Genomic DNA, 12400 nt, shown 5'->3' with positions numbered 1-12400 from the left:
AGACCTATCGGGAGGGGCCATTTCGGCCCCTCCCACCTCATTTGTTATTCCCTTTTCCGATTTTCACACCGATCCAACCCCGTGGGGCCGATATGAGCGATGTAAACACTGCGACCACAGCACTTGATGCCGAGCGTGCCGAAAAAGAATACTCAGGCCCGATGCTGGCGGCCGATGGCACACCGCTAAAGCGCAGCTTGAACCGCGCCTTACGTCGCCAAAAGATGCGCGCATTGCTGCTGATTGCGCCGCTTTTGATTTTCGTACTGGTGACATTCATCGCCCCCATCGCCGACATGCTGTTCCGGTCTGTCGAAAACGAAATCGTGCAGAACACGTTGCCACGCACCACCAAAGCACTGGACCAATGGAGCGGCGAAGACGGCACAACCCCCGACGCCCCCGTTTACAAAGCGCTTTATCAGGACATTTACGTCGCTCAGGAACGCAAACTGCACACGCGTCTGGGGTCTCGTCTGAATTATGAACTGACCGGCGCGTCGTCTTTGTTTCGCAAATCCGGCCGCGGCGTGGATGACATCGGCGAGGTCTACCAAGACCAGTTCGAAGATCTGAACGCGTTCTGGAAGAAAGGCGAAAACTGGAACGAGATATTTGGCTCCGACGCCTGGCTGGCCCAGATCAAAGACTGGAAGAAGGCCTCCGGCACACCGCAGCCCGTGTTTGAAATGCGCGACGGTATCGCCGATATCTTTCCGCAAACAGCCAGCTACTATCTGATTTTCGCCGATTTCGTTCAAACCGTAGACGAAGACAACCTCTACAAAGAAGACCCCTGGCCGCTGATCTATTCGGCTTTCTATGACGACATGGCCGGTGATACCGCAGCCGCGATTGCCAGCTACTCTGGCCCCGGCGCAACCGAGATTGCCGAAGCCGCAGCAGCCGCACCCGGTTTTGAAACCGTTGATTACAAAGCCGCTTTCGTTAAAATCGACAAAGACTGGGGCGCAAGCCCGATCTGGGGAACGATCCGCGCCTACAGCCCGAAATTCACCAGCGGCTACTTTCTCAACGCGGTAGACATGCAAAAATCGGCAGATGGCCCGCAACTCCGTCCCGAAAACGAACGCATCTACGGCACGCTCTTTCTGCGCACCCTGTTCATGTCGGTCTGCATCACGCTCAGCTGTATCCTGCTGGGGTATCCGGTCGGCTGGATCTTGGCCAACCTGCCCGCACGCTCCGCCAATCTGCTCATGATCCTTGTGCTCTTGCCGTTTTGGACATCGCTCCTTGTACGGACATCCGCCTGGAAGGTGATGCTTCAGCAACAAGGTGTGGTGAATGATACGCTGGTCTGGCTTGGCGTTGTTGCCGATGACAGCCGTCTGGCCCTGATCAACAACCAAACCGGTACGATCATTGCCATGACACATATCCTGCTGCCCTTCATGATCCTGCCCTTGTATTCCGTGATGAAAACAGTGCCGCCCAGCTATCTGCGTGCCGCGAAATCACTGGGGGCCACCAACTGGACAGCCTTCTGGCGTGTTTACTTTCCCCAGTCAGTGCCTGGGATCGGTGCGGGGTCCATCCTCGTGTTCATCCTGTCCATTGGCTACTACATCACCCCCGAGATCGTGGGCGGGACAACCGGTACATTCATTTCCAACCGGATCGCCTATCACATCTCCAGCTCACTGAACTGGGGTCTTGCCGCCGCACTTGGCGCAATCCTCCTCGCTGTGGTGTTGGGCCTTTACTATGCATACGACAAGATTGTCGGCATCGATAACGTGAAACTGGGGGGCTAAAGCAATGGTCGCACTCACACCAATCTCCCGCAAACCCGTTTCCTTCTATGTACCCGTCACAGCCGCAGCCGGTGCTGTTGCAGGGCTCTTTGTAGGGACCGCCAACGGCAGTGGCCTTCTAGGCGTTGTCATAGGGGCCGTTGTCATGGCCGCCCTTGCGTTCGTGCTGACAAAGGTCGTCAGAAACGAAACGATCAGCCGTTGGGTGACCCTTATCGGACTGGCGGTCGTCGGCTATTTCATGGGCGGCATTCCGGCCATGTTGATCGGCGCGGCATTCGGCTGGTTCTTCGGCTGGTTCGTGTTCTGGCTCTACGAAGGCCGCTACCGCGCCAAAGTCGCACCCTACCTCACCCCTGGTCAGGTCCTGTGGCACTTCACCTTCCGGGTGATCTGCGGCGCAATCTTCGTATTCCTGATTACACCTATCCTCGTCGTGATGCCCCTCAGCTTCAACGCCGAAAACTTCTTTACCTTCACCCCGGAAATGCTGCGCTTCGATCCTGCGGGCTACTCCCTGAAGCACTACAAAGACTTCTTTAACAGCTCCGACTGGCAAGGTGCCGTTTGGAACTCTCTCAAGATCGCACCCGCCGCGACCTTGCTATCGGTCAGCTTCGGGACATTGGCAGCCATCGGCCTCAGCCAACCCCACGTCCCGTTCCGCCGCGCAATCATGGCAGTCCTGATCTCTCCGATGATCGTACCGCTGATCATTTCGGCGGCTGGCATGTACTTCTTCTACAGCCGCGTCGGCCTGCAAGGCACCACCTTGGGGGTCATTCTGGCCCATGCCGCCCTTGGCATTCCCTTTGTGATCATCACCGTGACCGCAACACTTGTGGGCTTTGACCGCTCGCTGACCCGCGCTGCGGCGAACATGGGCGCAAACCCGGTCACGACCTTCTTCCGCGTCCAGATGCCGCTGATCTTGCCAGGCGTTATCTCCGGCGGCCTCTTCGCCTTCATCACCTCGTTTGACGAAGTCGTCGTGGTGCTCTTTGTCGGCTCCGCCGGTCAGAAAACCCTGCCCTGGCAGATGTTCACAGGCCTGCGCGAACAGATCAGCCCGACGATCCTTGCGGTCGCCACGATCCTTGTGGGCATCTCGATCTGCTTGCTGACGGTGGTTGAATTGCTACGTCGCAGATCAGAACGCCTGCGCGGCATGTCACCCGGCTAACAGCCCCTTCCAAATGGACTAAAATCCTCGCCGAAGGCATACCCAAGACCCCTCAGGGTCTTGGGTTTTCTTTTGCTACCGCGCCGCGCGCACGCTGTCCAGAAACCGGGGGGACGCATACCCGTCAGGCAAAAGCCCCTGCGCGACCTGAAAATCCCGAACAGCATTGATCGTCAGCGGGCCGATCTTGGCATCGATCTTTACCGTATCAAACCCAAGCGCCGTCAGACGTGTTTGCAACTCGATCCGCTCATCAAAGGTCAGCGCCCTGTCTTGCACCGGCCAGCCCTGTGCGATCGGCTTACTGCCTGCAATCCGGTCACTTAAATGGCCGACGCCGATCACATAGGCATCTGCCGTGTTGTACCGCTCGATAACTTCAAAATTCGAAAAGATCATAAAGGCAGCACCCTCGGCACCGCCCGGCAACAAGATCGACGCAGGTCCATGGTTTGGCACCGCCTTGCCCGAGACCCCCACGACCCCAAGCGCCGCCCATTCCTCGGGGGCTTTCAGTATCTCGCGATTGGCCAACAAATAGTCAAACCCGTCCGGCAGGTTCACCTCTACCCCCCAAGGCTGCCCCAGCGTCCAGCCAAAGTGCTTGAGATAGGCCGCGGTGGATGCCAGCGCATCACGCGGGTCATCCCCCCAGATGTCGCGCCTGCTGTCGCCCGTAAAATCAACCGCATAAAGCTGAAAAGATGACGGCATAAACTGGGTATGCCCCATGGCCCCCGCCCAACTGCCGGTCATTTGCGCGGGGCTGGTATCGCCCGCCTGCAAAATCCGTAGCGCGTCCATCAGTTCTGCCTCGAAAAACGCCTGCCGCCGCCCGTCATAGGCCAGCGACGCGAGTGATCTGATCGCGCTATCCCTGCCGCGAAACGTGCCATAAGCGCTTTCCAGCCCCCAGATCGCCACAATGACTTCTTTATCGACCCCGTATTGCGCTTCGATCTTTTCCAGCGCCGCCCGCTGGCTCTCAAGCGCCTTTTTACCGTTGGCGATCCGCAAATCCGAAGCCGCTGTCTCCAGATATTCCCAAATCGTCTTGGTGAACTCCGACTGGTTGCGATCTCTGCGAATGACATTTTCATCGTAAGATACGCCAGCGAACGCGGCATCGAACACATCAGCCTTGATACCCGCCTCCAGCGCCCGTGCGCGAAACTCAGCGATCCACAGGTCTAGCCCCGCATCGCTGCCCGCCTCGACCTGATCGGGTGTTGTCTGCGCCACAACGGCATCCGCGCCTGCCCCCAAGGCAAACGCAGCGGCCAACACCCAAACCCTTGCATATGTCATCCAGCCAACCCTCCACCTGTCGCCCGAATCCTACCGGCAAGCAGGCGCAGCAGAAAGTCCCTTCAGCGGCATGGGCAAGCTACTGCCGAGTCCGCTTTACCTTGCGTTTGACCTTATCCGCCTTGCGCTTGGCTTTGACGCCTTTGCGTTTCGGATTTGTACGCCCGGCAGGTCCACGACCGCCCCGCCCGCCTTGCGGCAGTGCCTTGCCTTCCAGCGTCAGCAGCTCAAGCGCGATGCCGCCCGTGACGGGAACCGCCTCAGTCAGGCGCACGGTCACGCGCTGGCCAATGCCGATCAAAAGCCCGGTATCCGACCCCATCAACGTGTTCGCCTCAGCGTCGAAGTGGAAATACTCCCGCCCCAAGGCCCGCATCGGCAGCAGGCCATCGGCACCGGTTTCATCCAGTTTCACAAAGGCCCCGAACCGGGCGATACCGCTGATCCGGCCCGAGAATTCGTTGCCCACACGTTCGGACAGATAGGCCGCAAGATAGCGGTCCGTCGTGTCCCGTTCCGCTGTCATCGACCGGCGTTCGGTGTCCGAAATATGCGCGCCAGTTTGTTCGATCTCGTCGATATCCTGAGGTGACAGGCCATCCTTGCCCCAGCCATGCGCGGTGATCAGCGCACGGTGCACCAGCAGATCAGCATAGCGCCGGATCGGTGACGTGAAATGCGCGTAAGACCGAAGTGCCAGACCAAAATGCCCGATATGTGCCGGCCCGTAATAGGCTTGGGTCATCGACCGCAGGGTCGAAATGTTGATTAGCTCTGCATCATCCGTGCCAGCCGCATCGTTCAGCAGCTTGTTCAGATGACGTGTGTGCAGCACCTGGCCCTTGCCCAAGGTGTATCCCGCCGCTTGTGCCGTTTCGCGCAAAACGTCCAGCTTGGCGACCGTTGGTTCCTCGTGGATACGAAACAGCAGCGGGGTCTTTTTCTCCAGCAGGGTTTCGGCAGCGGCGACATTTGCCAGCACCATGAATTCTTCGATCAGCCGATGTGCGTCCAGCCGTTCCTTGAAATTCACCGACTTCACTGTTCCGTCAGGGTCCAGCTCGATCCGCCGCTCGGGCAGATCAAGGTCAAGCGGCTGACGGTCGGTGCGGGCCGCCTTGAGCGCGGCGTAGGCTGCATAAATAGGCTCTAGAACAGGCTCTAACAAAGGGCCTGTGCGATCATTCGGGCGTCCCTCGATCGCGTCCTGGACTTCTTCGTAATGCAGCGATGCGGGGGACCGCATCAGACCACGATGAAAACTGTGACCGAGCTTTTTGCCTTGGGCATCCAGCACCATCCGCACAGCGATACAGGCGCGTGGCACGCCTTCGTGCAAGGAACACAAGTCACCCGACAAACGATCCGGCAACATCGGCACAACACGGTCGGGGAAATAGGTCGAATTCCCCCGCTTGCGCGCCTCGCGGTCCAGCGCAGATCCGGGCGTGACATAAGCAGCCACGTCCGCAATCGCGACCCAGACCACATGACCACCCTCGTTTTTCGGGTCTTCGTCGGCATGGGCGTAACAGGCATCATCATGGTCACGCGCATCCGACGGATCGATGGTGATCAACGGAAGGTCACGTAAATCCTCGCGGCCTTTCAGGCCAACGGGCGTGGCTTCGTCAGCCTGCGCCATCACATCATCGGGAAATGCATCAGGGATACCATGCTGGTGAATGGCAATCAGCGACACCGCTTTGGGCGCGGACGGGTCGCCAAGCCGGTCCACGATACGCGCGCGGGGCAGGCCCATACGGCCCTTGGGGCCCGCCTGCTCTGCCTCGACCAATTCCCCGTCTTTTGCGCCATAGGTCGCATCCGCGGCGACGGTCCATTCCTTGTCGCTGCCCTTGTCGATGGGAATTATACGACCGCCTTCGGTCGCCTTGCGGAAAATACCCAGCACCCTTTGCGGGTTTGCACCAATGCGGCGGATCAGCCGTGCCTCGTAATGGTAATCCTCGCCCGTGACCAACGTCAGGCGGGCCAGAATGCGGTCCCCTGCCCCCAAAGCCGGGTCAGAGGCACGCGGAATAACCAGCACAATGGGTTCAACCCCTTCGCCTGCCCATTCCATCGGTTTGGCGAACAGATCGCCGTCCTTGTCAGGCCCGGTGATCTGCAAAACAGACACAGGCGGCAAACGGTCAGGGTTGTTATAGCTGCGTTTGCGCTTTTCCAGATGGCCGTCTGCTTCCAGCTCTTTCAACACACGCTTAAGATCGATACGCGCAGCACCTTTGATCCCGAAGGCCTTTGCGATGTCACGCTTGGCGGTCAGGGTCGGATTGGCGGCGATCCAATCAAGAATTTCGGGCTTGGATGGTATTTTGCTCATGCATTACGAGGTAGCACGCGCACCCCGCTTCGTCATGGGCAAATCGTCGATTGTATCAACGTCTTGCAAAGTCGCGATTTGGGTGATGCGATGATCCGGCAATGTGGCGATCGTATCAGCCAGCGCATGCTGCGTCGACCAACGCACACCCGTGAACAGCTTGGGCGGAACAGGGCGCATACGTTTCAACCCAACCAGCCAATAGCCACCATCCGGCGCAGGCCCGAAAACAGCATCATGACCGCCCAAGGCACGAAAGGCTTTCGCGATTTCCGCGCGATTGATACCGGGGATATCGGCCCCGATCACACAGACAGGCCCCGGTGGCATCCCCCGCAACATGCGCCCCATACGGTCGCCCAAATCGCCACGGCCCTGCGGCACGCGCGCCAGATGCGCGGGCCAGACACGACTGGCAAGGCCCGCGCGATCAGGGGCAACGGCAAGCATCACGTTCCAGCGCGGGTCTTGAATGTTGCGGATCAAGCGGCGGGTTTGGTGGCGAAACCACCATGCCGCAGCCGTCATGCCCAGATCACGGCCCAAACGGGTTTTCACCCGTCCCGGCCGTGGCTCTTTCACCATGACAACCAGCGTCCCCTTCAAAGGGGCAGCACCATTTCGCGGTGATCTATGCCCGCATCGTCAAAGATCGGCCCCTGCGCGACGAAACCCAGTTTCTCATAGAACCCCAATGCGTGAACCTGCGCGCCCAGCTTGGCGGTTGTGACACCGGAGTGCTGGCGTGCCACATCAATCGCAGCGCGGATCAGCGCCGCGCCGAGCCCCGTCCCACGGTGTGCCTTTAGCACGCAAACCCGACCGATCTTGGCGATATCGCCCTTGATCTGCATGCGGGCCGTTCCGATGGGCAGGTCATGTTCCGTCGCAAGAAGATGGATCGACGACCCGTCAAGATCATCCAGTTCTTCGGCTTCGGAAACGCCCTGTTCCTCGATAAACACAATCCGGCGCAACAGATGGCAACTGGCAAGGTCCTGGGTCACGGCAATGTCCAAGCTCATGCGAAATAATCCTTTAGAATCCGCGAATAAATCCCCTTGAGCTGGTGAATTTGCGCGACTTCCACGTTTTCATCGACCGCGTGCATGGATTGCCCGACAAGGCCGAATTCGACGACCGGACAGTGGTTTTTCACGAACCGCGCGTCAGATGTGCCCCCGGTCGTGGACAGTTCAGGGGTCACGCCTGTTTCGGCGGCAACCGCCCTGGACACCAGATCAGACAGCGCACCCGGAGGCGTGATAAAACTTTCCCCCGAGATTTTCACCGTTAGTTCGACAACAACGCCGAACGCATCGCGAATGGCAGCAGCCTGCGTTTCCAGCCATTCGGTCAGGCTGGCACCGGAATGGGTATCGTTAAAGCGGATATTGACCGTGCCACGGCATTCGGCCGGAATGACATTGGTGGCAGGGTTTCCGGTATCAACCGTGACCACCGCCAGCGTGGAGGGGTCAAAATGGTCGGTCCCATTATCAAGATTGTGCGACGCCAACTGGTCCATCAGGCGCATCATCGCGGGCAGCGGATTGTTGGCACGGTGCGGATAGGCAGCATGGCCTTGCTTGCCGATAATGCGGAAATGCGCGTTCAGTGATCCACGGCGGCCGATCTTGATCATCTCGCCCATTTTGTTGGGACATGTGGGTTCGCCAACCAGACAGACATCCATCCGCTCGCCCGCTTGTTCCATATAATCCAGCAGCGCCAGCGTCCCGTCGACGCCTTCGGCCTCTTCATCGCCGGTGATGGTCAGCACGATCGACCCGTCCGGCGGCGTGTCACGCACGAAATCAACCGCAGCCGCAGCAAACGCCGCGACACCTGATTTCATATCCGTTGTGCCGCGCCCGTACATGATGCCGTCTTTGATCTCGGCACCAAAGGGGGGGTATTTCCAATCCGCCTCGTTGCCGACGGGCACCACATCGGTGTGGCCGTTAAACCCGAAACTGCGCGTATTGCCCTTGTTGCCCCACCGCGCGAACAGATTCCGGATGCCGCCGCGATCCGCCCAAGCACAGTCAAAGCCAGCACCGCTTAGCAAATCGTGAAGAATGTCCAACGCCCCCGCGTCAGCAGGTGTCACCGAAGGGCATTTCACCAGCTTTGCAGTCAACTCGACAGGGTCAATCTTGGGCATTCTCGGATCCTCTACACATGTTTTCTGTTCATTTCCCTACACTTGTGGCGAAAAAAGCGCGGTGCCAAGGGGGATGGCAAGGAAAAGATTAACACTCAGTAAATTTCCGTGCTATCATTAGAGCAATAAATATACCCGAGGCAGGGCATCAGCAGGCATGGCACCGGAAAACCGGGTCATCCATCAAAAATAAAAACTGACCAAACACGGGATCAATCCGTGATGGATCATGCTGAACTGCGCTGTCTCGTTTACGCTTTGGGGTAACAGGCAATGGTAGCAGCATCTGAACTTCCGATTGAGACAATGCGCGAGGGCACGACCGCCCTTGATCTTGCGCAGACCATCTTTGGCAGCGGCGTCACCGTTATCAGCGCAAGCTATTCCGGCGATATCGACAGCGCGGGCACCTATTCAAATGCAGATACAATCGCACCCGGCGTGGCCCCGAGCGACAGCGGAATCATCTTGTCGACGGGCGACGCCCAGGATTTCACCAATTTTTTCGGCTCTTCGAACCAAAGCAACAGCACCTCTACCAATACATCGGGCATCAACGATAACGCCCAGCTGAATGCCGCAGCAGGTGCCAACACCTACGATGCCGCGATCCTGGATGTTGATTTCATACCCACCAGCAGCCTGATGACGATGCAATTTGTTTTCTCGTCCGAAGAGTATCCGGAATTCCAAAACTCGATCTATCAGGATTTCTTTGGCGTGTGGATCAATGGCCAAGAAGTTCAACTGGCCGTCGGTGACGGCGACATGGACCCCGGAAACATTAACACTGCCAACAACATCAACATGTATGTTGATAACACCAACGATGCCTACAACACCGAGATGGACGGCTTTACCATCACGATGACGCTGACCATGAATGTCATCCCCAACGAGACCAACTCCATCCGGATCGCCATCGCCGATGTCAGCGACTCGGGATATGATTCAAACCTGATGATCGCGGCCAATTCGGTCCAGACGGATCTGGTCGCCCTGACGGACAGCTTCGCGGTGTACCCGAACGGAACCAGAGTCGTTGATGTGCTTGGCAATGATGTCAGCGCCAACAACAGCTTGCTGACGATCACCCATATCAACGGGCAGGTCGCGGCTGTCGGCGCGCAAATCCTGCTGCCCACGGGCCAGTCTGTTACCCTTAACAGCGATGGAACCTTGACCGTTGACGGGGACGGTGACACCGAAGATTTCAACTTTACCTATACGGTCACAGATGGCGTCGAAACAGATATTGGCATGGTCAATGCCAGCTCCATTCCCTGCTTTGTGGCGGGCACGTTGATTGCGACACCCGATGGCGAACGTCCAGCCGAAGACTTGATGCCTGGCGATCTGGTATTGACCCAGGATGACGGCCCGCAACCCTTGCGCTGGATCGGGACGCGCACAGTTGCCGCCACGGGGAAATTCGCGCCGATCCATATTCGTGCCAATACTTTTGGTGAACATCGTGATCTGCTGGTATCGCCGCTGCACCGGGTTTTGATCCGGGATAATCTGGCCGAAATACTGTTTGGCGAGGCCGAAGTGCTGGTCGCCGCCCGAGATCTGGTCAATGACGCCACCGTCACACGCCGCGAAGGAGGGCAGGTCGAATACGTACATCTGATGTTTGACCGTCATCAGGTGATCTTTTCAGAGGGTCTGGAAACCGAAAGCTATTTGCCCGGCCCGCAAACCTGTGAAAGCTTTGAGGCCGAAACAATTGCGGAAATCTGTGCGATCTTCCCCGAAATCGACCCTAAAACGGGGCAGGGATATTCTCAGGCGGCGCGCAGGACGTTGAAACGGTTCGAGGCCGGCATTCTTTGTTCCGGCATGGTGGCCTGACCGATGACCTGGATCGCATTGGCAGATAAAGACGACCGCCGGTTTTCCTGCTTCGGGATCGGCCACGACAAACGGGATGCCCCAGTGTGCGGCACCCAAGATGACGACCTGCTGACCAGCGGCAGTATCATGTTCGAAACGCGGCAGGCCCCCGATGGCAGGCCGCAGCTTTTGCTGGGGTACAAGTCGACATTCCCATGGCTTCGCAGCCTGACATTTCAGGCGATTCCGGGCGGTGGTGTCGCCTTGGTGCAGGTGCAGGGCAACGATATCACCCATGCCGCAATCCAGCACAAAGACAGTGGCCGGAATGAAGTGCTGCGCATCACCTATTCGTGGGACAGCACCGCGAAATGGGGCCGCCTTGCCATGGAACACCCCGAAAGCAATCGCGTCGTAACGGTGCCTGTTTGCAACCCTAAACCGATCTCGATCGAAGACCTGCGCAATATGATGCTGGGCCGTGGCGATCAGACGTTTTCATCCGATGTGATCTTTGCAGCACTTTCCAGCAGGGTCGAACCGATCGGCCCGATGCCATCGCTTTTGCCATCAACGCCGCTTGCGACGCCTTGGGGGTTCAAGCCGCTGTCGCAGCTCAAACGCGGTGACACCGTGATGACGCAGGATTCAGGCGTAGTGCCTGTGCTGGAAACTGTTTCCAGAACGGTCCCGGCGCGCGGCAGCTATGCCCCTATCCGGTTACGCGCGCCCTATTTCGGCTTGCAACAGGATATCGTCGTTGCCCCCGACCAGCGGCTTGTTATCGATGGGCCAGAGGTCGAGTATCTTTTCGCCAAAGAGGCTGTGCTGATCCCCGCACGCCATCTGGTCAACGGGTTTGCTGCCTTGCAAGAAACCTGCGGGCCCACGATCACCTATTCGCAACTGTTGCTGCCCGCCCATGAAACGATGCTCGCGGCAGGTGCCCCTGCGGAAAGCCTCTATATCGGTCGCCTGCGCCGCCAGCCTGTGCACATGGCCAGCAGCGTTCTGGCCGGTTTCGACCGCAACCTGCTGCCCGAACACGGTCAGCCGGCGCATCCTGTCCTAAAGTGGTTCGAGGCAATCACACTCGCCAGCCGCCGCGCCGCCTGATCAGTCGAAAAACGGCGTCATCTGCGCAATAATGACCGAGTTCTCGTCCAAAGCCCGTGCCATCAAGGCGCGTTCTTCTTCGTCGATCTCGTGGCCCTCGGCCTCGCGTTCAGCCAATGTGCCATAGCCGGTCACATCCAGCGGGTTTGTATCGGCCTGTTTCAGGATCGCGACGGTTTCACGCACGGCTTCGGCCTCGTCTATGCCAGAGGCAAAGCACATCAGCGCGGCACCCGTCGCCTTGTCCGGCAATCCGTCACCTTCTTTGCGCCCGATTTCGACCAGCAAGGTATAGACCTGCTGGCGTGAGGGTTTTTTGGGTTTCTTCTGGTCAGACATAAAAAGGGCCACCGCAATGAGATGCGGCAGCCCTATCGTGTTCTGAAGCGTCTGAAAAGGGTCAGCTGCGGCCGCGCAGCGCGCGCCAGACCCAGATCACCAGACATGCGCCGACCAAACCCACAAAAAGTTGGGTCAACCAAGCGTCAGCGGCATAGATGTCGAGCAGCCCAAGAATGAAGTTCAGCACCACGGCACCGATGATCCCCAAACCGATGTTCGAAAATATTCCGGTATTCGCCTTCATGATCATGCTGGCAATCCAGCCCGCAAGACCACCGACGAAAATCGATCCGATCAATCCCAGTCCCATAAGTGCTTTCCTT

The 12400-nt window shown here is 58.3% G+C and carries 11 protein-coding genes; 4 read left to right on the top strand and 7 right to left on the bottom strand.

What is annotated here, in order from left to right; all coding sequences use genetic code 11:
• Nucleotides 1-92: 92 nt before the first annotated feature.
• Together HGT1_RS05025 and HGT1_RS05020 are read left to right on the top strand one after the other, a co-directional pair.
• Complete coding sequence (locus tag HGT1_RS05025) at nucleotides 93-1778, top strand: ABC transporter permease (RefSeq protein ID WP_176248832.1); 1686 nt, start codon at nucleotides 93-95, stop codon at nucleotides 1776-1778.
• Nucleotides 1779-1782: 4 nt separating this feature from the next.
• A complete protein-coding gene (locus HGT1_RS05020) occupies nucleotides 1783-2961 on the top strand; it encodes an ABC transporter permease (RefSeq protein WP_176248831.1) in 1179 nt (392 codons plus the stop codon).
• Between the two features lie 75 nt (nucleotides 2962-3036).
• On the opposite strand, the gene HGT1_RS05015 is transcribed toward HGT1_RS05020, so the two are convergent.
• From HGT1_RS05015 to dapE, 5 genes are all read right to left on the bottom strand, one after another.
• Nucleotides 3037-4269, bottom strand: a complete 1233-nt coding sequence (locus tag HGT1_RS05015; protein ID WP_176248830.1) for a lytic murein transglycosylase — start codon at nucleotides 4267-4269, stop codon at nucleotides 3037-3039.
• A gap of 79 nt (nucleotides 4270-4348) precedes the next feature.
• Complete coding sequence (gene rnr, locus HGT1_RS05010) at nucleotides 4349-6616, bottom strand: ribonuclease R (RefSeq protein WP_176248829.1); 2268 nt, start codon at nucleotides 6614-6616, stop codon at nucleotides 4349-4351.
• A 3-nt stretch (nucleotides 6617-6619) separates the two neighbouring features.
• The gene (locus tag HGT1_RS05005; RefSeq protein WP_176248828.1) at nucleotides 6620-7222 is read right to left on the bottom strand and encodes a TIGR04282 family arsenosugar biosynthesis glycosyltransferase; all 603 of its coding nucleotides are present in this window, start codon (nucleotides 7220-7222) and stop codon (nucleotides 6620-6622) included.
• Nucleotides 7219-7641 carry a GNAT family N-acetyltransferase gene (locus HGT1_RS05000; RefSeq protein ID WP_176248827.1) on the bottom strand — a complete coding sequence of 141 codons (423 nt, stop codon included), beginning with the start codon at nucleotides 7639-7641 and terminating at the stop codon, nucleotides 7219-7221. The genes HGT1_RS05005 and HGT1_RS05000 overlap by 4 nt, the downstream gene beginning before the upstream one ends.
• Entirely contained in the window at nucleotides 7638-8783 is a 1146-nt protein-coding gene (gene dapE, locus HGT1_RS04995; protein WP_176248826.1) for a succinyl-diaminopimelate desuccinylase, read from the bottom strand. The genes HGT1_RS05000 and dapE overlap by 4 nt, the downstream gene beginning before the upstream one ends.
• A 273-nt stretch (nucleotides 8784-9056) precedes the next feature.
• On the opposite strand from dapE, the gene HGT1_RS04990 reads away from it, so the two are divergent.
• Nucleotides 9057-10637, top strand: coding sequence for a Hint domain-containing protein (locus tag HGT1_RS04990; protein WP_176248825.1), 1581 nt, complete (start codon nucleotides 9057-9059; stop codon nucleotides 10635-10637).
• A 3-nt stretch (nucleotides 10638-10640) separates the two neighbouring features.
• Nucleotides 10641-11735, top strand: a complete 1095-nt coding sequence (locus HGT1_RS04985) for a Hint domain-containing protein (RefSeq protein ID WP_176248824.1) — start codon at nucleotides 10641-10643, stop codon at nucleotides 11733-11735.
• On the opposite strand, the gene HGT1_RS04980 is transcribed toward HGT1_RS04985, so the two are convergent.
• On the bottom strand, nucleotides 11736-12074 hold the full coding sequence (locus HGT1_RS04980; RefSeq protein ID WP_176248823.1) for a hypothetical protein: 339 nt from the start codon (nucleotides 12072-12074) through the stop codon (nucleotides 11736-11738). It abuts the gene before it with no gap.
• Nucleotides 12075-12135: 61 nt separating this feature from the next.
• The gene (locus tag HGT1_RS04975; protein WP_176248822.1) at nucleotides 12136-12387 is read right to left on the bottom strand and encodes a GlsB/YeaQ/YmgE family stress response membrane protein; all 252 of its coding nucleotides are present in this window, start codon (nucleotides 12385-12387) and stop codon (nucleotides 12136-12138) included.
• Between the last annotated feature and the right edge of the window lie 13 nt (nucleotides 12388-12400).

Source organism: Sulfitobacter sp. HGT1, from assembly GCF_013282155.1.
Lineage (GTDB): Bacteria > Pseudomonadota > Alphaproteobacteria > Rhodobacterales > Rhodobacteraceae > Sulfitobacter.
This window is presented reverse-complemented; position numbering and strand designations above follow the sequence as displayed.

Bases quoted from the DNA above. Each gene is read 5' to 3' on its own strand.
- HGT1_RS05025 (WP_176248832.1), top strand. From the start codon at position 93: ATGAGCGATGTAAACACTGCGACCACAGCACTTGATGCCGAGCGTGCC.
- HGT1_RS05020 (WP_176248831.1), top strand. From the start codon at position 1,783: ATGGTCGCACTCACACCAATCTCCCGCAAACCCGTTTCCTTCTATGTA.
- HGT1_RS05015 (WP_176248830.1), bottom strand. From the start codon at position 4,269: ATGACATATGCAAGGGTTTGGGTGTTGGCCGCTGCGTTTGCCTTGGGG.
- rnr (WP_176248829.1), bottom strand. From the start codon at position 6,616: ATGAGCAAAATACCATCCAAGCCCGAAATTCTTGATTGGATCGCCGCC.
- HGT1_RS05000 (WP_176248827.1), bottom strand. From the start codon at position 7,641: ATGAGCTTGGACATTGCCGTGACCCAGGACCTTGCCAGTTGCCATCTG.
- dapE (WP_176248826.1), bottom strand. From the start codon at position 8,783: ATGCCCAAGATTGACCCTGTCGAGTTGACTGCAAAGCTGGTGAAATGC.
- HGT1_RS04990 (WP_176248825.1), top strand. From the start codon at position 9,057: ATGGTAGCAGCATCTGAACTTCCGATTGAGACAATGCGCGAGGGCACG.
- HGT1_RS04985 (WP_176248824.1), top strand. From the start codon at position 10,641: ATGACCTGGATCGCATTGGCAGATAAAGACGACCGCCGGTTTTCCTGC.
- HGT1_RS04980 (WP_176248823.1), bottom strand. From the start codon at position 12,074: ATGTCTGACCAGAAGAAACCCAAAAAACCCTCACGCCAGCAGGTCTAT.
- HGT1_RS04975 (WP_176248822.1), bottom strand. From the start codon at position 12,387: ATGGGACTGGGATTGATCGGATCGATTTTCGTCGGTGGTCTTGCGGGC.